Genomic DNA, 21,128 nt, shown 5'->3' with positions numbered 1-21,128 from the left:
CACCACTTCGCGCGCCGCCACCGCCCAGCGCCACCCGCACAGCACCACCTCGCGCAGCCCCGCACCGCTGCCCCGCCGGACCGGCACCCCGCCGGCCGCGCACGCGTCCAAGGAGCCCCGACCCTCATGTCCCTGCCGTTCACCCGCCGCCACGCGGCCGCCGCCCTCCTCACCACCGCCCTCCTGATCCCGCTCGCCGCCTGCGGAAACGACGACTCCGGCACCGGGAAGGACAAGGGCAGCGGCTCCGAGGCCGCTTCCGGCGCCCCGAAAGCCGACCTGACCGTGCTGGCCGCCTCCTCGCTAACGGACGTCTTCAAGAAGGCGGGCGCCGCGTACGAGAAGGAGAACCCCGGCACGAAGGTGACGTTCTCCTTCGCCGGCTCCCAGGAGCTGGCCGCCCAGGTGAAGCAGGGCGCGCCCGCCGACGCCCTGGTCACCGCCGACACCAAGACGATGGACGGCCTCTCCGGCGACACCGGCGAGCCGGTCGTCATCGCCAAGAACCGCCTCGTCATCGCCACCGGCGAGGGCAACCCGGAGAAGGTCGCGAACCTCAAGGACCTCGCCGACCCGAAGCTGAAGGTCGTCCTGGCCGCCCCCGAGGTGCCGGTCGGCCGCTACAGCCGGCAGATCCTCGACGCGCGGAAGATCGACGTGAAGCCGGTCTCCCAGGAGCCCAACGTCCGCGCGGTCCTGTCCAAGGTGTCGCTCGGCGAGGCGGACGCGGGGCTCGTCTACAAGACGGACGCCGCCACCGCCCCCGACAAGGTGGACGCGGTCGAGATCCCGGACGCGGAGAACGCCATCGCCTCCTACCCGGCCGCCACGCTGAAGACGTCGAAGCACGGCGAGGCCGCCGCCGCGTTCGTCGCCTGGCTCTCCACCCCGGCCGCGCAGCAGATCCTCCGGGGCGCGGGCTTCCAGCAGCCGTAACCACGTCCCCCGCGCCGGGCCCCGCGACCCGGCCCCGCGATGAGCCGCCCGCCGCCCGGGGTGCGCGCCTCTCCCGCCGTCCGGGGTGCGCGCCTCTCCCGCTGTCCGGGAGGTGTGACGGCCGCCCGGGCGCGCTGCCGTCACACCGCCCGGGGCGCGCGGCCGTCACGCTTCCCCGCACGTCCCGGCGGAGCCCGTACCGTCCTACGGGCCCCGCCGGGGCCACCCGCACCTCCCCGCCACCGCCCCGACGAGGTCACCCATGAGACGACCGGCCCTCCGCCGTACGCCCGGGGCCCGCGCGCCCCTGTTGCTGACCGTGCCCGCCCTGCTGGCCGTGGCGTTCCTGATGCTGCCGCTCGTCGGCATCCTGGCCCGCACCTCCTGGGGCGAACTGGGCGACCACCTCACCGCCGACGCCACCACCGAGGCGCTGCGGCTCTCGCTGCTCGTCTCCCTGTGGGCGCTGGGGCTCTCGCTGCTGCTCGGGGTGCCGCTGGCCTGGCTGCTGGCCCGGGTGCCGTTCCCCGGCAAGGCGTTCGTCCGCTCCCTGGTGCTGCTGCCCATGGTGCTGCCGCCGACGGTCGGCGGGGTCGCGCTGCTGCTGGCGTTCGGGCGGCGCGGGCTGCTCGGGCCGTGGCTGGAGGACACCTTCGGGATCACGCTGCCCTTCCACACCTCGGGGGCGGTGGTCGCGGCCACGTTCGTCGCGATGCCGTTCCTGGTGATCTCGCTGGAGGGCGCGCTCGGCGGACTGCGCCCCCGGTACGAGGAGACCGCCGCGTCCCTGGGGGCGTCGCCCGTCCGCGTCTTCCTCACCGTGACGCTGCCGATGGTCGCCCCCGGGCTGATCGCCGGAGCCGCCCTGACCTGGGCGCGGGCGCTCGGCGAGTTCGGCGCGACCATCACCTTCGCCGGGAACCTCCCCGGCACCACGCAGACCCTGCCGCTCCAGGTGTACCTGCTGCTCCAGGACTCCCCGGAGGCCGCCACCTCCGTATCGCTGCTGCTCCTGGCCATCGCGATGATCGTGCTGATCGCGTTGCGGGGCCGCTGGACGGGCACCCCGGGCGACCACCGGGACCCCGCGCACCGGGCGGCGGGCCGGCCGGAGGAGCCCGCGGGCACCGCCCCGGACCCGCTCCCCGAACCGTCCGCCCTCCCCCCGGACCCGCGCCCGTCCGAACCCTGGCCGCTGCACGCCGACGTCACCGGGTTCACCCGCCTCGCCCTGGACGCCGGGCCCGGCACCACCATCGCGGTGGTCGGCCCGAACGGCGCGGGCAAGACGACCCTCCTGCGGGCCCTCCTCGGCCTCACCCCCCGCGCACACGCCGTCCTGCGCCTGGGCGACCGCGACGTCACCGCGCTCCCCCCGCACCGCCGGGGCGTCGCCTGGGTCCCCCAGGACGGGGCGCTCTTCCCACACCTGAGCGCCCTGGCCAACACGGCGTACGGGCTCCGCGCCCACGGCGTCCCCCGTGCCGAGGCCCGGCGCGAGGCCCAGGACTGGCTGGACCGGCTCGGGGTGGGCCACCTCGCCCACCGCAGGCCCGACCGGCTCTCCGGCGGCCAGGCCCAACGCGTCGCCCTCGCCCGCGCGCTGGCCGCCCGCCCCCGCCTCCTGCTGCTGGACGAACCGCTGGCCGCCCTCGACCAGACCACCCGGGCCCGCGTCCGGCACACCCTGCGCGGGCACCTCGCCCGGTTCGGCGGGGTCTGCCTGATCGTCACCCACGACCCGGTCGAGGCGGTCTCGCTGGCCGACCGGGTCCTGGTGCTGGAGGACGGCCGGGTCCTCCAGGACGAACCGCCCGCCGAGGTCACCCGCCACCCGCGCTCGCCGTGGGTGGCGCGGATGCTCGGCCGCAACGCCTGGCCCGGCACCACCACCGCCGACGGGCTGGCCCCCGAGGGCGGCGGGCGGCTCGTGGCCGCCGAGCCCCTCCCGGCGGGCGCGCCCGCCCTCGCCGTCATCGGCCCGGAAGCCGTCTCGGTCCACCGGGAGCGGCCCACCGGCTCCCCGCGCAACGTCTGGCCCGGCACGGTCCGCGAGATCACCGCCGTCGGCAGCCGGCTGCGGCTGCTGATCACCTCGGCGGAGGCTCCGGACCTGGTCGCGGAGGTCACCCCGGAGTCCGCCGCCGAACTCGGCCTCACCGACGGGAGCGCCGTCTGGACCAGCGTGAAGGCGACCGAGGCGACGGTCGTCCCGCTGTAGCCGGACCCGCGCGCGGGACGGTCCGGGCGTCTCCGGGCCCCTTCCCGCAGGTGTCGCCGGACCCGGTACGGGAACCAGAACCCCCACCGCGCACGTACTCCGGTGGACGGACACGACGAACGAATCGGAGAGACGGGGACCCATGGCACTGTTCGGCAACGCCCACACGATCAACCCGGCCACCGCCCAGCAGGACTACGAACGGCTGCTCGGCCAGGGCGAGCAGGTGCACGCCGCGTTCCTGCTGATCCGCGACACGATCCTGTTCACCGACCGGCGGCTCATCCTGGTCGACAAGCAGGGCATCACCGGCAAGAAGACCGAGTACCACTCGGTGCCGTACCGCAGCATCACCCACTTCGCGGTGGAGACCGCCGGGACGTTCGACCTCGACGCCGAGCTGAAGATCTGGATCTCCGGCAGCGCGACGCCGCTCCAGAAGACCTTCACCAAGGGCGTCGACATCTACGAGGTGCAGGCGATACTCACGCAGTTCGTCGCCCGATAGCCGCCGACCCGTAGCCGGTGGCCGGTAGCCGGTGGCCGGTAGTTGTCTGCCGACAGCCCGGAAGCGAGCGGCCGGAAGCCGGCCAACCGGCGCCCGCCGACCGGCCACCGGCGTCCCCCTGCACAACGCGGCTCCGGCTCCGCGCGGCCTCAGAACGTCGGGCGCAGCCGGGCCGCCGCCGAGTGGCCGGGGACGGTGGCGCGCAGCTTCGCGGCGCGCTCGCGCAGTTCGGGCAGCCGGGCGTAGAGCGCGTCGCCGGGGCAGCGGGTCTCGAAGCTGTCGCGGTGGCCGGAGACCACGTGCAGCCGGGCCACCTGGCCCTCGTCGAAACGGCTCTCGTCGTTCGTCGAGACCAGGTCCACCGTGCCCAACGGGTCCGCGCCGGGCCGGAGTTTCCACGCGACCAGCTTCACCAGCGCGTCCATCATCGGCTTGGGCACCTCGGCCCCCGGGCCGAAGTTCCCGATGGCCGCGATGCCGACCGTGTCGGCGTTGAACCCCTTCGTGTGCGCCCCGAGCACCGACCGGCCCGCCCCGCCCGCACGGCCCTCGTAGATGGTGCCGCAGCGGTCGACGAGGAAGTTGTAGCCGATGTCGTCCCAGCCGTCCTGCCGGACGTGGTCCCGCTGCACGGCCCGGATCAGCTCGGGGGCGTCCGCGCAGTCGTAGTCGTTGGGGTTGCCGGTGTGGTGCACGAACACCGCCCGCGCCGCGCCCGTGTAGTGCGGCTTCTCGCGGACCAGCTTCTCGTCCGCGTGCCACTCCCGGCGGCTGACGAGGGCCGGCTGCGGGAGGCCGCGCGGCGGGCGGGGCCCCGTGGCCAGCTCGGGGCCGCGCGTACGGAACGCCGGTCCGTCCCCGAAGACCAGCAGGACCAGGGGCAGGACCAGGACGCCCAGGACGAGCCGTCGTGACCACATGGACTCCACCCTGCGGCCAGACCTCCGGCCGCGCAGAGGAGCGGGCCGTTCGGGTGACATCCCGCCGGCAGGCCGGGGGACACCTCAGCGGTGAGAGCGATACGCCCGGAATGCGGGTTTCGCCGGGTCTTCCTACGATGAGACCCGGATCATCGCCCGCTCCCGGCGGGGGTGCCCGGCGGAGCGAGGAACCATGGCCCACGACCGTGTGCGGGACGAACCGGATGTCGGCCTCAGGCCGAACGCGATCGGGTTCGTCGACGCCCTGGTGATCGGCCTCAACGCGACGTCCCCCGCCTACTCCCTGGCCGCCGTGATCGGCCCGATCGTCGCCCTGGTGGGGATCTACGCCCCGGGCGTCATGTTCGCCTCCTTCGTGCCGATGCTGCTGATCGCCTCCGCGTTCTACTACCTGAACAAGGTCGACCAGGACTGCGGGACCACGTTCTCCTGGGTGACCCGGGCGATGGGCCCGTGGGCGGGCTGGCTCGGCGGCTGGGCGATCACCATGACCGGCGTCCTGGTGGTGGGGTCGCTGGCCGACGTGGCGGTGAGCTTCACCCTGCTGGCCGTGGGACTGGACGGCTGGGTCGAGAACGACGTCGTGCGCCAGCTCCTCACCGTGCTGCTGATCATCGTGATGACTGCGGTGTGCGTCATCGGCACCGAACTGTCGGCCAAGGTGCAGAACGCGCTGATCCTCCTCCAGGTGGCGTTCCTGCTGGTCTTCGTCGTGGTGGCGCTGTACCGGGTGTACGCGGGCACCACCGGCTTCGACTCGATCGAGCCGGCCGCCGACTGGCTCAACCCGTTCGGCGCGGGCGGGGCGGCGCTGACCGGCGGGCTGCTGCTCGGGGTCTTCATCTACTGGGGCTGGGAGTCCGCGGTCAACCTCACCGAGGAGACGGAGGACTCGGCGAGCGCCCCCGGCAGAGCGGGCCTGTGGTCCACCGTGGTGCTGCTGGTGACCTATCTGTCGGTCGCGTTCGCGGTCGTCGCCTTCGCGGGAACGGCGTTCCTGGCGGAGAACGCGGGCGAGGAGGAGTTCGTCTTCGCCCAGCTCGCCGGGGACGTCCTGGGCGGCTGGGACTGGATCCTGCTGCTCGCGGTAGCCACCTCCGCGATCGCCTCCACCCAGACCACGATCATCCCGGCCTCGCGGACCGCCCTGTCGATGGCCCGCCGTCAGGCGCTGCCGCAGCATTTCGGACACATCAGCCCCCGGTTCCGCACCCCGGACGTCAGTACGTGGTGGGTCGCCGGCATCGCCATCGCCTGGTACGTGGTGGTCAACCAGATCTCCACGAACGCCCTCTTCGACTCGCTCACCGCGCTGTCCCTCCTGATCGCCTTCTACTACGCGCTGACCGGGGTGGCCTGCGCCGTCTACTACCGCCGCCATCTCACCGAGAGCGTGCGGAACTTCCTCCTCATCGGACTCGGCCCGGTGGTCGGCGCCGGGCTGCTGACCTGGCTGCTGGTGCGCTCGATCATCGACATGTCCGACCCGGCCAACTCCTACAGCGGCACCTCCTGGTTCGGGCTCGGGCCCCCGCTCGTCATCGGCATCGTGATCTCCCTGATCGGCGTGGTCCTGATGGTGGTGTGGCGGCTGCGCGACGCGGTGTTCTGGCAGGAGCGGCCGGGGGTCGCGGACCCGGATCTGGTGCGCGCTCCGAGCCGGAAGGGGAGTTGAGATGTCGGTCGTCCTCGGTTACGACGAGTCCCCCGGCGCCGCCCGCGCCCTGCGCATCGCCATCGAGGTGGCGGCCGCGTACGGCGAGGAACTGGTCCTGGTCTACGGGGCCGCCGCCCCCGGGCTGCGGGACGGCGCCGAATACCGCAGCCACTACGAGGCGATCCGCCAGGCCGGACGCACCGGCCTGGAGCACGCGCTCACCGCCGCCGAGGAGGCGGGTGTCCCGGCCTCGGTCGAGGTGCTGGACGAGCGGCCGGCCCAGGCCCTGCTGGACGCCGCCGAACGCCACGGGGGCCGGGTCATCGTGGTCGGCACCTGGGGCGAGAGTCCGATGCGCGGGGCCCTGCTCGGCTCGACGCCCCACAAGCTGCTGCACATGTCGACGGTCCCGGTGCTGTGCGTCCCGACGGAGGACGACGACACCCCGGACCGGCCATAGCACGGCCCCAGTACGGCCGCCGCCCGCTCTCCCCGCTGCTCGCCCTCCCCGCCGCCTCCCCTCCGTTCGCCGGACCGGTCCGGCTCCGGCAGTGGTCCATGGGAAGCGGTGGTCGGTTCAAGCGGTGCTCCATGCGCGGCGGAGGCCGGTTCCGGCAGCGGTCCATGCGCGGCGGCGGTCGGTTCGGGCAGCGGTCAGTCGGTGCAGTACACGTCCCCGGCCGGGCGCTCGCCCGTGACGAGGAAGTCGCTGACGGCCCGGTCACCGCAGGCGTTGCCGTTGCCCAGGTACATCCCGTGCCCGCCCTGATCGACGGTGACCATCCGGGCCCTTTCGCCGAGCGCGGCCCGCATCTTGAGGGCCCCGGCATACGGGGTGGCCGGGTCGCGCAGGCTCTGGATGATCAGGACCTCGGACGGGCCGTCGTCGGTGATCCGGGTGGCTTTCGGCTCCTCGTCGTACTTCCAGAAGGCGCACGGGGCTATGTTCACGGGCATCCCGGTCGTCAGCGGGTACCTCGCCCGGTCGGCGGCGACCCGGCGGGCGTACCCGGCGTGCGGCCCCGGCCAGCGCACGTCGTTGCAGACGACCGCCATCGTCAGCGTCGCGTCCTCGTCCGGCAGCGCGCCCGCCAGCTCGGGCGGCAGCGCCGGGCGGCCCTCAGGCTCCCGCGCCGAGCGGATCAGCCCGGCCAGTGCGGGGAACGACCGGTCGCTCATCAGGCTGTTCTGGAGCGCCTGCCGCAGCCGGTCCCCGGTCAACGGGACGCCGGGGGTTCCCGACTCCCTCGGTGCGCGGTCCAACTCCCGTGCCAGCGCCAGGAACAGCGGCTCCACGTCCTCGGCCCGCCGGGCCAGCCGGAGCCCCTCGGCCTCCCGGGCCGGGTCCGCCGCCCAGGCCGCGAAGTCGGGGAAGCGGAGGGCGACGGCCGGAGCCGTGTTCGCCAGCCAGCCGGATCCCACCCGCGCCGGGTCCGGATCGCCGACGCTGTCCAGGACCAGCCGGTCGACGCGGTCCGGGTACTCCTGCGCGTAGACCGCCCCGGCGTAACTGCCGTACGAGTGGCCCCAGACGGACAGATTGCGCTCGCCCAGCGCGGCACGCAGCCGGTCGATGTCGCGGGCCTGGTTCCGCGTGCTGAACGACCGCACCACCGGGCCGCCGTCGCGGGCGCACGCCTCGGCGGTGCGGCGGGCGCGCGCGGTGTTCTCCGTGATCGAACCGTCCGCCGCCGGATAGGCCCGCAGGGTCACCAGATGCCGGTCCGCCTCGGGGATGCCGCAGCCGGCCCGGGTGGAGCCGCCGACCCCGCGCGGGTCGAGGCCGACCAGGTCGTACGCGCCCTCGGTCGCGGCGCGCAGGGCCTCGCCCTTCTGCGCGAGGCGCTGCACCCCGGAGCCGCCGGGGCCGCCGGCGAGGACCAGCAGAGTGCCGCGCCGGGCCTCGGGCCGGTCGGTGGGCAGCCGGGCGACCGCCACCTCCACGGTGGGCCCGCCGGGGGCCCGGTGGTCCAACGGCACCCGGAGCGTGGCGCACTGCTGCCCGGCGGGCACGGTCGTGCCCGGCACGGGGGCGCAGGGTCCCCAGTCGAGCGGTGCCGCCGCGGCCCCCGCCGGGCGGCTGTGGGCGACGGGCGCGCCGACAGCGGCCAGGGTTCCGGCCGCGGCGGCGGTGGAGAGGGCGAGGAGTAATGCCTTACGGGTCCAATTCGTCATGATCACAGCCTGATCCAGCGCGGGCCCGCTGCCCATGCGGGAGGCCGGTGGATCGATCCTGGGGCCGCCCACCGCATTCACCCTCCGGCCAGCCCCCGTACGCACCCCGGGCAGACCCCCGCACGCCGAGCAGGCGGCCCCCGCGCATCGGGCGGCCCCGACCCGGCCCGGCCCGAGCCCCGACGCCTTCACCGTCACCCGTTCCCCCGCACCGACGTGCCGGACGGCGGCCGGAGCCGTTGAATGCGAAGTCAGTGAGCGACCCACCCCCGAGGCATCCCGGTCGACCCCGGGCACGCCCCGCCCAGACCCCGAGGCGTCCTGCCCGCCCCCGGAACCGCCCCGCCCAGACCCGTGAACGCCCCGGCCGGTACACCGCCGGGCCGGGCAGGGCAGGACCCGAGCACCGCCCGAGGCAGGGCAGGCCCCGAGCACCGCTCGGGGCAGCGCAGGAAGCAGGCACCGCATGCCGTCGTCACAGGCCCGCGCCGACCGCGCGCCCGACCCGCGCCACCGGGGCGTACTGCACCGCACCGGCACGTGGTGCGCCCGGCACTTCGTGATCGTCCTCGTCCTGTGGGCGGTCGCCCTCGCCGGCCTCCAGGTACTCCAGCACGCGTACGGCGGCGACTACTCCGACGACTTCTCGCTGCCCGGCACCCAGTCCCAGGACGGCCTCGACGTCCTGAAGGCGCACGCACCCCAGGCGGGCGGCTACAGCGCCCAAGTCGTCCTGCACGACCCGGACAAGCCGCTCACCTCCGTCTCGGACCAGGTCGCGACCGCCGTCACCGACCTCCAGAAGCTCCCGGACGTGCTCTCCGTGCAGAGCCCGCTGCCGTCGTCCGGCTCCACTCCGCCCCCGCCGCCCGACCCGAACACCGGGCCGCTCTCCACGGACGGCGAGACCGCGTACATCACCGTCCGGTTCAGCGTGCAGCCGTCCACCTTCGACCCCTCGTACCTGGACGGCGTCGACCAGGCGGTGCGACCGCTGCGGTCGGCCGGGGTGACGGTGGAGTACGGCGGGTCGCTCGGGGAGCTGGCGCGCCCCGAACCGAGCGACCGCACCAGCGAGGCGATCGGCTTCGGAGTCGCGATCGTGGTCCTGCTGATCGGCTTCGGCAGCCTGCTCGCCGCCGTGCTCCCGCTGATCACCGCCCTGGTCTGCGCCCTGTGCGGGCTCGCGCTGCTGGGACTGCTGGCCGCAGCCGCGACCTTCGCGACGGTCTCCCCGACGCTCGCCACGATGATCGGCATCGGCGTCGGCATCGACTACGCGCTCTTCCTGGTCACCCGGCACCGGCAGAACCTCGCCGACGGCCGGGACCCGGTGGCCGCCGCCGGAAACGCCGCCGCCACCAGCGGACACGCCGTGCTGCTCTCCGGCTGCACGGTGATCATCGCGCTGTCCGGCCTGTGGGTCTCCGGGATCGGCTTCATCGGCAAGCTGGGCCTCGCCGCGGCGGTCACCGTCGTCACCGCGGTGGCCGGCGCCCTCACCCTCGTACCGGCGGCGCTCGGACTCATCGGCCGCGGCATCGACCGGGCGCGCGTACGGAGACCGGTCGCCGAGACCGTACCGGCGCAACGCGACGGAAGCGACGAGGGGGGTCCCGACCGGGGCGGCCCCGGCGGCTGGCACCGGTACGCGCGGCGAGTGGAGTGGCGGCCCTGGTGGTTCCTGGCCGGCGGCGTGGTGCTGCTGGCCGTCCTGTCCTTCCCGGCGCTCTTCATCCAGCTCGGTCACATCGGGGACGGCGCCGATCCGAAGTCGTTCACCGACCGGCGCGCCTTCGACCTGATGTCGAGCGCCTTCGGCCCCGGATCCAACGGGCCGCTCACCCTGGTCATCGACCAGAGCAAGGTGCCGTCCGGCGACCGCTCCTCCCTCGCCGACCAGGCGCGGAAGGCGTTGACCGACGTACCGGACGCCCTCGTGATCACCCCGCTCACCGCCACCTCGGACGGCGACGTGCTCACCGCCACCGCCTATTCGGTGGCCGCCCCGCAGGACGGGCGGACCACGTCCCTGACGAACCGCCTCGCCGACGACGTCCTGCCGCAGGCCGTCTCCCGCACCGCCGCGGGCACGTACGTCACCGGCACCACCGCCGCCCAGGTCGACTTCCTGGACCTCGTCTCCAGCAGGCTGCCGCTGATCATCGCGGTCGTCGTGGGGCTGGCGTTCCTGGTGATCCTGGTGGTCTTCCGGGGGCTGCTCGTCGCGGTGAAGGCGGCCGTGCTCAACGTCCTGTCGATCGCCGCCTCGTACGGAGTCGTGGTGGCGGTCTTCCAGTGGGGCTGGGGCGGTCCGGCGCTGGGCGTGTCGGGCGAGGTCCCGATCGAGAGCTATGTGCCGATGATGATGTTCGCGATCGTCTTCGGGCTGAGCATGGACTACGAGATCTTCCTGCTCTCCCGGATCCACGAGGCGTGGGTGCGCACCGGGGACCCCCGCGCGAGCGTGGCGCACGCGCTGGAGATCACCGCCCGGGTCATCACCTGCGCGGCGCTGATCATGGTGAGCGTCTTCGCCGCGTTCGTCATCAGCGACGACATCGTGGTGAAGATGCTGGGCCTCGGGCTGGCCGCCAGCGTGCTCATCGACGCCACGGTCGTACGGCTGCTGCTGGTCCCCGCGGTGATGACCCTGCTGGGCCGCGCCGCCTGGTGGATCCCCGGCCCGCTGGACCGGGTCCTCCCCCGTCTCGACGCCGAGGGCGGCGCGCGGCCGCCGGAGCGGACGGGCGGGGGAGGAGGGGGCGCAGGGGCGGCGTGAGGCCGGGGCAGGTCCGGGGCGCGCGAGGCTCAGTGGTCCACGACGACGGTCCGGCCGAGGACCGCGACGTGCTCCAGGACGTCTTCGAGCGGGTCGTCGATCTGGCCGGTCGCGATCAGCGCCACCTGCGGGCCGTTGTGGGCGTCGGTGTGGGTCTCGTCGGCGTGGGCGGCGGTGGCGGGCAGCACGGACGCCACCGCCGTCAGGCCGAACGCGGTCAGCTTGCGGTTCATGATCACGATCCTCGCACCGCCACGACGGCCGGGAACGGCTTCGCCCGGACCGGCGGGGCCGGCGCGGGCGGTTCGGCCCGCGCCCCGGCGGGATCGGCGGTCGGGAAACCCGCTGTCCTCACCGGGTGATCATTCCGCCCGCCCGCTTGACGACGGCCGCCGCCCCGGCATTACGGGAGCCTTGGGCACTCGAAACCCGGCGGCCGCCGGACGTACGGAACGCCAGGAGCGCCCGGCCCCCCACGGGCCCCGGAGCCGCCGGACGTACGGAACGCCGGAAACGCCCGGACCCACGGAGCCCGGAGCCGCCGAACGTACGGAAACGCCGGGGCAGCCGGGGCGTACCCCGGCCGCCCCCGCCGCTCAGGCCGCCCCGCCGCCCCCGCTGCTCAGGCGGCGCGGTTGGCCCGGCGCTGGGCCGCTGCCGCGCGGGCCTCGGGCGTCGGCTCGCCGGGGCGGCCGCGCCGGGCCGGGGCCCCGCCGCCGCGCCGGGTGCCGCGCCCCATGAACGCGCTGCCGCGCCGGTCGCGCTCCTTGACCGGGGCGGCGGCGACCGGGACACCGGAGGGCTTCTGCGCACCGGTGATCCGGCTCAGCTCGGCCTCGCCGGAGCGGACCTGGGCGATCTGCGGGGTGATCCCCGCGTCCGCCATCAGCCGGGTCATGTCGCGGCGCTGGTTCGGCAGCACCAGCGTGACGACGCTGCCGGACTCCCCGGCGCGGGCGGTGCGACCGCCCCGGTGCAGGTAGTCCTTGTGGTCGGTCGGCGGGTCCACGTTGACGACAAGGTCGAGGTTGTCGACGTGGATGCCGCGCGCGGCGACGTTCGTGGCGACCAGGGCGGTGACCTGCCCGGTCTTGAACCGCTCCAGGGTGCGGGTGCGCTGCGGCTGGGACTTGCCGCCGTGCAGCGCCGCCGCGCGGACCCCGCTCTGCAGCAGGTGGTCGGTGAGCTTGTCGACCGCGTGCTTGGTGTCCAGGAACATGATCACGCGGCCGTCGCGGGCCGCGATCTCCGTCGTGGTCGCGTACTTGTCGGCGCCCTGGACGTACAGGACGTGGTGCTCCATCGTCGTGACCGCGCCGGCGGCCGGGTCGACGGAGTGGACGACCGGGTCCTTCAGGTACGTACGCACCAGCAGGTCGACGTTGCGGTCCAGGGTGGCCGAGAACAGCATCCGCTGCCCGTCCGGGTTCACCTGGTCCAGGAGTTCGGTGACCTGCGGCATGAAGCCCATGTCGGCCATCTGGTCGGCCTCGTCGAGAACGGTGACCGTCACCCGGTCCAGCCGGCAGTCGCGGCGCTCGATCAGGTCCTTGAGACGGCCCGGGGTGGCGACGACGACCTCGGCGCCGCCGCGCAGCGCGCTCGCCTGACGGCCGATGGACATCCCGCCGACGACGGTGGCGAGCCGCAGCTTGAGCGACCGGGCGTACGGGGTGAGGGCGTCGGTGACCTGCTGGGCCAGCTCCCGGGTGGGGACGAGGACCAGGGCGAGCGGGCGCTTGGCGTCGGCGCGGCGGCCCGCGACACGGGCCAGCAGCGCGAGGCCGAAGGCGAGGGTCTTGCCCGAGCCGGTACGGCCCCGGCCCAGCACGTCCCGGCCGGCCAGCGAGTTCGGCAGGGTGGCCGCCTGGATCGGGAAGGGCACGGTCACCCCCGCGGTGGTGAGCGCCGCCTTGAGAGGTGCGGGCATCTCCAGCTCGCCGAAGGTCTCGACGGCGGGGAGGGCCGGGGTGACGGTCACGGGCAGGGCGAACTCGCCCTTGACGCCGGACGCGGAGCGACGGCCCGAGCCGCCACCGGGGCGGCCGGGACCGCCCGAGCGCCGGGGGCCGCCGCCGAAGCCCGCGGCCCGGCGGTCGCCGCCGGAGCCCGAGCCGGAACCGGAGTATCGGGGCGCGCCCGAGGAGCGCGTACGGGAGAAGCGGTCGTTCGAGCGGGGAGTACGTTCGCGGTTCACACAGAACCTTTCCTCGATAGGGCACGTATCGAGGGATTCCTCGGGAAAAGCGACGGTGAACGGCGCCCGGAATCGCAAGAACGAGCCGATGAAATGACGAAAGAAAAGGGAGCCCGGCCGCCGGGAATCAACACACCGGACGCGCGGCTCCACCTGGAGGGGGTCGGGGACGCGTGACGCGGTCCCCGGAAACGACGACGAGCCGGGGCCCGCACCCCATGGTGCGGGCCCCGGCTGCGCAGTGCCGCCCGAGTGATCAGGCGGGCGTGATGTTCTCGGCCTGCGGGCCCTTCTGGCCCTGCGTGACGTCGAAGTTGACGCGCTGGCCCTCCTGCAGCTCGCGGAAGCCGGAGGCGTTGATGTTCGAGTAGTGGGCGAAGACGTCGGCGCCGCCGCCGTCCTGCTCGATGAAGCCGAAGCCCTTTTCCGCGTTGAACCACTTCACGGTGCCGGAAGCCATGTCATATCTCCTTAGGGGCAGAGCCCGGGGAACCGCACTGTGCGGATCCCGCGTCGCCGCGATGATTACCCCGTCCGGAAGAGCACCGGAAAGACCGAGGCGCATCCGCCGACATCCGGTCGGCAGGAGCGCGTGAAGCTTTTTGGGAACCACAACTGCAACTGCCATCCAGACTACACGACGAGGCCGGAAGAGGTAGGTGCGCCATATCACCACGCCCTCAGGCCGCGCAGCGACCGGATTTCGCCACGTCCACCGAAACGTGAAATATCCTCGCGCTTTGTGCCGAAATTCGGTACGACACGGGGAATATTCCCCGATCCGGCGGCGAAATCGCCCCGCGGGCCGCCCCCGCCGCACGGCTGCGCCGCCGGAAGCCGCCGCGCGGCGTGTCACGGGGAGATCGCGCACGGCGGTGCGGGGGCGCGACGCCGGCCGACGACCGGCGCGGACGGACGCCACCGCGGACGGAAGAGCCCGGGCGCCGGCACCGTTCGCGGACGAGCGGACGCCATGCCGCCGCCCACCGAGGCCCCCTGATCCGGCGTCACTCCGGCACCGCCGACAGGCCGCTGACCGACCGGTCAGTTGTCGTCAGGAGGACCGCGGGGCCATAATGCACGCGTAGCCCTTCACGCATCCCCCGTCGTGAAGGGCTACACCCCTGTCCGGAGCCCGGCCCGGGCCCGCCCGGGCCCCGTGCGCCGCCGCCCGGGGTCCACTTTCGGCCCCGATGCCGGTAACTCCCGCCTTGCGCCCGCCTGTTGGGGGCATCGCGGGGTACGGGTGTTCACGGGCAAGGGACTCCCCTCGTGGTCCCCTGCCCGTGTTTTTTCGAGTTAACAGTGACGTAGAGTGTTTACGCAAGCTCAGTTCCGACTCCGAGGTGATCGTGGAGGACCGGATGGCCCAGGACGACGGCGGCGAACGCGGTCCGGAACCCGTCGAGCCCCCTGGCCCGGACGAGCTGCCCCGCCTCGCCTCGCTGCGGGAGAAAGTCGAGTACATGGTCGAGAAGACCTTTCCCGGCCAGCGCGTCTCGGGACGGGTCTTCGCCGAACTGGTCCGCGACCGGGGCGGCTCGCTGTCGCACAGCTACTTCTCCAACATCCTGGCCGGCAAGGTCACCCAGCCGTCCGAGGACATCCTCAAGGCCCTCGGTCTGGGGTTCGGCGTGGACTGGCGGTTCTTCAAGGAGGAGTCCGAGGTCGTCGACGACGTCGTCGCCGGGCTCCAGTTCCTGGCCAAGCGGCGCACCGGCGAGATCAGCGGCCTGGCCGGACGGGGGATCGACGAGGACGGACTCCCGCCGGAACTCCTCCAGTTCGCCCTGGACCTGCTGGAGGACGCCGCCCGGGACAGTGCCGGCGGCGATGACGGTGGTGGTGCCGGTGGTGCCGGTGGCGATGGCGGTGGCGGTGGCGGGGGCGGTGCCGGTGGCGGCGGGGGCGGAGATTCCGCCGTGAACCCCCGCTCGGCGGGCCCGGCGGCGTAGCGTCTTCGTCATGTCCCTGAGGAAACTGCGGAAAGAGTGCGAGGCCGGGCTCGCCGACCTGCCCCTCCCGGTTCCCTTCACGCTGGACGGGCTCGTCGCCAACATGGAGGCGGCGAGCGGGCGCACGATCCGGCTGCACGAGATGCCGGACCGCCTCGCGCGCGTCAACGCCGCCTGCGGGCTGCGCCTGAAGTCCGGCGGCACCAGCCTCGTCCTCTACCGCCGCAGGCCGACCGCGTACCAGACCCAGCACGTGATCCTGCACGAGCTGTGCCACGAGTGGTTCGACCACGGGACGACCCTGGACGCGGAGCGGCTGCGCGCGCTCCTGCCGGTCTTCGACACCTCGCTGATCGCCCGGATGATCTCCCCGGCCGCCGCCGAGTCCTTCGCCTCCGGCGGCGGGACCGTGCAGGCGCGGGCGCAGTACGACACCCACGACGAACGTATGGCCGAATTCGGTGCCTCGCTGATCCCCCGGATGGCGCGGGACCTCACCACCGATGACATGGTGGGGCGGCTGGACAACTCCCTGTCCCGCCCGGTGGCCCATCGGCGGCGCGCCCTGTTCCCGACCAGGTGGACCGGACGCGGCTGACACGTGCCACCGCGCCGTGCGCGGGCTCCCGCCCCCGTGCTCCCGATCCCGAGGACGAACAGCGCCGTGACCCCCCTCGATCTCGCCGGTTACCTGATAGCCGGCCTGATGACGGCCGTTGCCCTGTGGCGTATGCCCGCTGCCCTGTGGGGTGACGAGGAGGACCGCAGACGCCGGGCCCTGTGGGGCTGCTACGCGGGATTCGCCCTCGCGCTGTGGACGAAGACCGAGGCGGTGCGCATCGGGCTCAACAACAGCGCCGTCACCGACCTCGCCGTCCTCATCAAGCACTACACCGCCACCGTGGCAATTCTGGCCATCCTCAGCTACATCGTGGCCATCTACGGCAGCTACCCCGAAGAGGGCGCGGTCCCCCGCCACGTACGGTTCGCGCGGCTCGTCCAGAAGCTGGCGGCCAAGGCGTCCGTCGCCACCCTGGTCCTGCTGACCGTCCTCTTCTTCACCGTCGTCGACCGCTCGCAGCCCTCGGACCGCTTCGTCTCCGACCACGCCGGCGAATGGGGCGCCACGCTCTACATGAGCGTCTTCTACCTCTACCTGGGGGCCGCGTCCGCCGTCTGCGCCTTCCAGTGGGCGCTGGCCACGCTCGACGCCCGGCGGCGCCACCTGCGCATCGGCCTCGGGATGATGACGTTCGCGATGTTCATCGGGGTCGGCTACACCGTGAGCCGCACCCTCTTCCTGTGGATCAGCGTGGTGGACGAGCCGAGCGAGGAGTTCGCCCTGCGGTTCGACCAGATCACGGAGGCCGCGCAGCTCGTGCTGTTCGCCTTCTTCGCCCTCGGCGCGTCCGTCCCCGCCTTCGCGGCCGGGGCGCGCCGGGCCAGGCTGTGGCGGGCCCAGGTCCGGCTGCACGCGCTCTGGTACGAGCTGATGGCCGCCTTCCCCGACCAGCCGTTCGACCCGCCCGCCTCCCTGGCCCGCGAGCTGACCCGGTTCAACGTGCCGGCCGATCTGCGAGTGGACCGCTGGGCCGCCGACATCGCGGACGCGGCCGAGAAGCTGCGCCACTACGCGCCCGAGGGGCTCCTCGACGCCGCCGCGCGGGCCGCCGCCCGGGACACGGACGACCCGCGCCGCGCCGAACCCCTCACCGACGCCTACTGGATCCGGGCCGCCCTGCTCGCGAAGGAGTCCGGCGCACCCGCCGGAGGGGCCGCGCCGGTCGCCGCCCAGCACGCGGCGGACCAGGACGGCGAGGTGGCCCGGCTGGTACGGGTCGCCGCCGCGTACCGGAGCGTCGGCGAGGAACCCGCCCGCGCCGTCCTCACGGCGGCGACGGCCGGGCCCGCCCGCACGGCCCCCACCCCCACGACGGAGACAGGCGCATGACCCCCACCCCCACGACGGAGACGAGCGCATGACCGGCGGCACGCCCACCACGACCGGCGAGGGGATCCCCACCGCCTCCGCCCGCACCGCCTCCGCGGCCCGCACCGTCACCGACGTCCTCCAGCCGCGCAACGTCCTGCTGGCGGGCATGCTCGGTATCGGCCTCGCGGCGGCGGGCGACTGGACCGGGCTGCTCTGGGGATTCCTCGGTGCCCTCTGCGCCGGGCTGATCCCGGCCGGGTACATCGAGTGGGAGCGGGGGCGCGGCACCTGGGGCGACCGCCATGTGGTGGACCGGACGAAGCGCGCGCCGATCTTCTTCGTGATCCTGGGCTCGATCGGCGCGGGTTCGGTGGTGATGGTCCTCGGGAACGCGCCGACCGGCATCCTCGTCGCGATGCTCGCCCTGTGGGTGATGACGATCGGCCTGCTGGCCGTCAACACCGTGTGGAAGATCTCGGTCGACGCGGCGGTGGCCTCGGCGACCGTCGCCCTCCTGGCCGTCGTGCACTCCCCCTGGTGGCTCGCCGCCTACGCCCTGACGGCGGCGGTCTGCTGGACCCGGGTCGTTCTCGGGTACCACACCGTCGCCCAGACCGTGGCGGGCTCGGCGCTGGGGGCGGCGACGACGCTGGCGTACGTGCTCGGCTGAGCACGCGCGACCGCCGACGGACGGGCGGGCACGCCCCCGGGACTCCGCCCGGCGTCGTCGGAGCGCGTACGCCGACGGGCCCCCGACCGGCACGCGACCGGTCGGGGGCCCGTTCCCTGACGTCCGCTCAGGCGGCCCGTACGCGGGTGGGCGCGTGGTTCAGAGCGCGGCGCACTGCCCCGTACGCGGCCCCCGCACCTCGTTGGCGCGGCCCGGACCGGCCGCCGGGGCGGGCAGGTTGGCGGAGCACACCAGCGGTCCGGTGACCGCGTTGGCGGCGAACCGGACGCCCCCGGTGTTGCCGGTGAGGACGACCGGGCCCTCGACGGTGTTCGCCGTGCACCCCGGGCCCCCGATCCGTACGGGGCCGGTCGCGCGGCTCACCGAGACCGGGCCGGACACCCGCGAACCGCACAGGTGGACGGCGGCCGCCCCGTCGGCCTGGACCGGGCCGTCGAGCGTGGAGCCGGTGACCACGAGGGCCGCGCCGGGGCGGACGACGACCGGGCCGCGCTGGGCGGCGCGGTCCAGGCAGGTGACGCCGGCGGTGACGGTCAGCGGGCCGTTGCGGGGGCCGGTGACCCTGGTGGTGCAGGCGGGGGCCGCCTGGACGCGCGCCTTGTAGTCCAGCGCCTCCGCGAGCTTGCCGGGCTTGGGGTCGCTCAGCGGCCGGCCGAGCTTGGCGAACTCCCCTCCGGTCTCCTTCTTCCCGCCGTTCCACGCGTCGATCCGGCCGAGCTGCGCCGCGGTCCTCCCGTCGTCCACGACCGCGTCGGGGGCGAGCGCGGCCATCGACTTCGAGGCGCGCTTCACCAGGTCGAGGTAGGGGCCGGGGGCGGTCAGGTCGTACGCGCCCGTGTCGTGCTCGCCGCGCAGCCAGGACCCCCAGGAGAACTCCAGGAACTCCGTCGCCCCGTCCGGGACTTCGTAGCCGATGTCCCGGGTGAAGTAGACGAGGCTGCGGTACGGGTCGTCGCGGAAGTGCGTGATGCCGAGCCGGTCCGGGAGCTGGTTCACGGTCAGCGGGCGGTTGTTCTCGTCGCGCAGCCACACCTTCTTCTCGGCGGTCATCCGCTGCCAGAAGGCGGACGGGGACAGCGCGCTGAAGTTGTCGGTGACGCGGAGCCGGATGCGCGTCGCGGGCGAGCCGTCCGGGCCCTCCAGGAAGGACGTCAGGGTGTGGTGCCCGTCGGTGAGGTAGAGCTTGCCGCCCGGTCCGACGACGGCCGTCTTCATCGGCGCGATCGTCTCGGGCGTCTCCTTCCCGAGCGGAACGGTGCAGGTGAAGCTCGACGGGTCGTCCAGCCGGGCCCCGGGGCGGGCCGACGCGGCCTCCCCCTGGCCGTTGGTCTCGCACCACTCGTCGAACCGCTTGTTGACGCCGCCCGCCGCCTCGTCGCGGTCGCTGCCGTACCGGCCGAGCTTGTAGAAGATCTGGTCGAAACCGAGGACGGCCTGCGTCGGGTGCAGTTCCCCGAGCGTGACGTCGATCAGGTCCCCCGGCTGCGCGCAGGCACGCGGCAGCGGTCCGGTCCCGGCGCACGGGTCCGCGGGGGCGGCCGCCCCGGTCCCCGCACCGGCCACGACCGTGCCCGCCGCCAGCACACCGGCCAGCAGCAGCGCCCCGCGCCGCGGCAGCCGCGCCCTCGATCCGTTCATGTACGTGTCCTCCTGCGTGGTGGTCTTCCGCGAGGGACTGTCGCAAGGCCCGACGACTCCCGCGCGGACGCCGCGTGAACGGGGAGTGGCGCGGGAGTGCCGCCGCGGGTCCGCCGGTCGCGGTACAACCCGCCCGGACCCGCTCACCGAGCCGGTCCGTTTGCAGGGGCGGCGGACACCCGGTTACGTGGACGGGGAGGGCGCGCCCGCGCAGGAGGCCCGCCCCACCGGCCTGGAGGTGGCTTCGATGGGGAAGAACCGGTCAGCACCCGCCAAGGGCCTGCGCGGCAGCAAGGCCGGGCTCGTGCTGAGCCTCGGCAGCAGCGCGCTCGCGGTCGTCAGGGCGTCGAAGCAGGTCCGCCGCGCCAAGGGCACGCACGACAAGCTGAACACCGCCGACGCGGTGGCGGGGATGCTGCCGCTGATCACCTCGGCCGCGCTGGTCCTGCGGCAGTTGCGCGGCCGGAAGCGGGAGAACCCGGAGGCGGCCTGACCGGCCCGTCCCGACCGCGTCCCCACGCGCCGCGCCGCACCCCGCACGGCACCCGCGCCCGCACCCACGCGCCCGCGCACCGTCCGAAAGGCCGGAAATCGCCCGTCCCCCGACCGCTGAACGGCGACCGGCCGGGGTACGACTGTGCCGTGCCGAACCCATTCGAGATCACCGCCGCCCGGGCCGAGGACATCGTGACCCTGGGCGAGTGGGCCCACGAGGAGAGCTGGAACCCGGGGCTCCACGACGGCGGCGTCTTCTTCGCGACCGACCCCGGCGGCTTCCTCTTCGGACGGCTGGACGGCGAACCGGTCACCTCCGTCTCCGTCGTCCGCTACGGCCCCGACCACGGCTTCCTGGGCTTCTACCTCACCCGCCCCCACCTGCGCGGCCAGGGCTACGGACTGCGGACCTGGCAGGCCGGGACGGCCCGGCTCGCCGGGCGCACCATCGGGCTGGACGGAGTGCCCGCGCAGCAGGACAACTACCGCCGCTCCGGCTTCCGCACCTGCTGGAGCAACGCGCGGTACGAGGGGACGCCGCCGCCCGGCATCGCCCCGCCGCCGGGCACCACTCTGGTCGACGCCCGGAGCGTGCCGTTCGACGTGCTCGCCGCGTACGACCGCCGGTTCTTCCCGGCCGCCCGGGACACCTTTCTGGCCTCCTGGATCACCGCCCCCGGCCGTACGGCCCTGGCGGCGGTGCGGGACGGTGAACTGCGGGGCCTCGGAGTGGTGCGGGCCTGCCGCGCCGCCTCCCGGATCGGCCCCCTGTACGCCGCGTCGCCCGGGGTGGCGGCGGCTCTGGTCAGCGCGCTGGCGTCCGCCGCCCCGGACGGCCCGGTGGCCGTGGACGTGCCCGACGTCAACCCGGCGGCGGTCCGGCTGGCGCAGGAGCTGGACCTGACGCCGTCGTTCGACACGGCCCGGATGTACACCGGTCCGGCCCCGGAGATCGACCGGCCGGGCCTGTACGGCATCACCAGCCTCGAACTGGGCTGA

General features: G+C 74.1%; 18 protein-coding genes. 12 read left to right on the top strand and 6 right to left on the bottom strand.

Annotated features, from left to right (window positions below; translation table 11 throughout):
• The first annotated feature begins 126 nt into the window (after window positions 1-126).
• The 3 genes from modA to IF19_RS0112680 all read left to right on the top strand — a co-directional run bounded on the left by modA (window position 127) and on the right by IF19_RS0112680 (window position 3,665).
• Window positions 127-936: a molybdate ABC transporter substrate-binding protein gene (modA, locus tag IF19_RS0112690; RefSeq protein WP_030116000.1), complete on the top strand. Its 810-nt coding sequence runs from the start codon at window positions 127-129 to the stop codon at window positions 934-936.
• A gap of 262 nt (window positions 937-1,198) precedes the next feature.
• Window positions 1,199-3,157, top strand: coding sequence for an ABC transporter permease (locus IF19_RS0112685; protein WP_030277672.1), 1,959 nt, complete (start codon window positions 1,199-1,201; stop codon window positions 3,155-3,157).
• A gap of 142 nt (window positions 3,158-3,299) precedes the next feature.
• On the top strand, window positions 3,300-3,665 hold the full coding sequence (locus tag IF19_RS0112680) for a PH domain-containing protein (protein WP_030115997.1): 366 nt from the start codon (window positions 3,300-3,302) through the stop codon (window positions 3,663-3,665).
• A 149-nt stretch (window positions 3,666-3,814) separates the two neighbouring features.
• Here the strand turns inward: IF19_RS0112680 and IF19_RS0112675 are convergent, their stop codons facing one another.
• A complete protein-coding gene (locus IF19_RS0112675) occupies window positions 3,815-4,585 on the bottom strand; it encodes a peptidoglycan recognition protein family protein (protein ID WP_030189298.1) in 771 nt (256 codons plus the stop codon).
• A gap of 193 nt (window positions 4,586-4,778) precedes the next feature.
• Here IF19_RS0112675 and IF19_RS0112670 point away from each other — a divergent pair, with 193 nt between their 5' ends.
• Complete coding sequence (locus IF19_RS0112670) at window positions 4,779-6,281, top strand: APC family permease (RefSeq protein WP_030115995.1); 1,503 nt, start codon at window positions 4,779-4,781, stop codon at window positions 6,279-6,281.
• A 1-nt stretch (window position 6,282) separates the two neighbouring features.
• A complete protein-coding gene (locus IF19_RS0112665) occupies window positions 6,283-6,723 on the top strand; it encodes a universal stress protein (protein WP_030115994.1) in 441 nt (146 codons plus the stop codon).
• Window positions 6,724-6,917: 194 nt separating this feature from the next.
• Here the strand turns inward: IF19_RS0112665 and IF19_RS0112660 are convergent, their stop codons facing one another.
• Window positions 6,918-8,438: an alpha/beta hydrolase gene (locus IF19_RS0112660; RefSeq protein WP_030115993.1), complete on the bottom strand. Its 1,521-nt coding sequence runs from the start codon at window positions 8,436-8,438 to the stop codon at window positions 6,918-6,920.
• Window positions 8,439-8,904: 466 nt separating this feature from the next.
• Between IF19_RS0112660 and IF19_RS0112655 the strand changes: the two genes are divergently transcribed.
• Window positions 8,905-11,220, top strand: coding sequence for an MMPL family transporter (locus tag IF19_RS0112655; RefSeq protein ID WP_030115992.1), 2,316 nt, complete (start codon window positions 8,905-8,907; stop codon window positions 11,218-11,220).
• A 29-nt stretch (window positions 11,221-11,249) separates the two neighbouring features.
• On the opposite strand, the gene IF19_RS0112650 is transcribed toward IF19_RS0112655, so the two are convergent.
• The 3 genes from IF19_RS0112650 to IF19_RS0112640 form a co-directional block, all read right to left on the bottom strand.
• The gene (locus tag IF19_RS0112650) at window positions 11,250-11,453 is read right to left on the bottom strand and encodes a hypothetical protein (protein ID WP_030115991.1); all 204 of its coding nucleotides are present in this window, start codon (window positions 11,451-11,453) and stop codon (window positions 11,250-11,252) included.
• A 389-nt stretch (window positions 11,454-11,842) separates the two neighbouring features.
• On the bottom strand, window positions 11,843-13,417 hold the full coding sequence (locus tag IF19_RS0112645) for a DEAD/DEAH box helicase (RefSeq protein WP_030277670.1): 1,575 nt from the start codon (window positions 13,415-13,417) through the stop codon (window positions 11,843-11,845).
• 256 nt (window positions 13,418-13,673) lie between these two features.
• Entirely contained in the window at window positions 13,674-13,877 is a 204-nt protein-coding gene (locus tag IF19_RS0112640; RefSeq protein WP_030189287.1) for a cold-shock protein, read from the bottom strand.
• A 904-nt stretch (window positions 13,878-14,781) separates the two neighbouring features.
• On the opposite strand from IF19_RS0112640, the gene IF19_RS0112635 reads away from it, so the two are divergent.
• The 4 genes from IF19_RS0112635 (at window position 14,782) to IF19_RS0112620 (ending at window position 17,975) form a co-directional block, all read left to right on the top strand.
• Window positions 14,782-15,372, top strand: a complete 591-nt coding sequence (locus IF19_RS0112635) for a hypothetical protein (RefSeq protein ID WP_050493891.1) — start codon at window positions 14,782-14,784, stop codon at window positions 15,370-15,372.
• 10 nt (window positions 15,373-15,382) lie between these two features.
• On the top strand, window positions 15,383-15,970 hold the full coding sequence (locus tag IF19_RS0112630) for a hypothetical protein (protein ID WP_030115986.1): 588 nt from the start codon (window positions 15,383-15,385) through the stop codon (window positions 15,968-15,970).
• A 66-nt stretch (window positions 15,971-16,036) separates the two neighbouring features.
• Window positions 16,037-17,323, top strand: coding sequence for an MAB_1171c family putative transporter (locus IF19_RS0112625; protein WP_030115985.1), 1,287 nt, complete (start codon window positions 16,037-16,039; stop codon window positions 17,321-17,323).
• 28 nt (window positions 17,324-17,351) lie between these two features.
• Complete coding sequence (locus tag IF19_RS0112620; RefSeq protein ID WP_030115984.1) at window positions 17,352-17,975, top strand: phosphatase PAP2 family protein; 624 nt, start codon at window positions 17,352-17,354, stop codon at window positions 17,973-17,975.
• 159 nt (window positions 17,976-18,134) lie between these two features.
• Here the strand turns inward: IF19_RS0112620 and IF19_RS0112615 are convergent, their stop codons facing one another.
• Window positions 18,135-19,634, bottom strand: a complete 1,500-nt coding sequence (locus IF19_RS0112615; protein WP_030115983.1) for a ParB/Srx family N-terminal domain-containing protein — start codon at window positions 19,632-19,634, stop codon at window positions 18,135-18,137.
• 247 nt (window positions 19,635-19,881) lie between these two features.
• On the opposite strand from IF19_RS0112615, the gene IF19_RS0112610 reads away from it, so the two are divergent.
• Window positions 19,882-20,127 carry a hypothetical protein gene (locus tag IF19_RS0112610; protein WP_030115982.1) on the top strand — a complete coding sequence of 82 codons (246 nt, stop codon included), beginning with the start codon at window positions 19,882-19,884 and terminating at the stop codon, window positions 20,125-20,127.
• Between the two features lie 149 nt (window positions 20,128-20,276).
• Window positions 20,277-21,128, top strand: a complete 852-nt coding sequence (locus tag IF19_RS0112605; protein ID WP_030115981.1) for a GNAT family N-acetyltransferase — start codon at window positions 20,277-20,279, stop codon at window positions 21,126-21,128.

This window comes from Streptomyces californicus (assembly GCF_000717645.1).
Classification (GTDB): Bacteria; Actinomycetota; Actinomycetes; order Streptomycetales; family Streptomycetaceae; genus Streptomyces; species Streptomyces californicus.
Note: the sequence above shows the minus strand (reverse complement) of the source record. Positions and strands in the feature narration are given on the sequence as shown.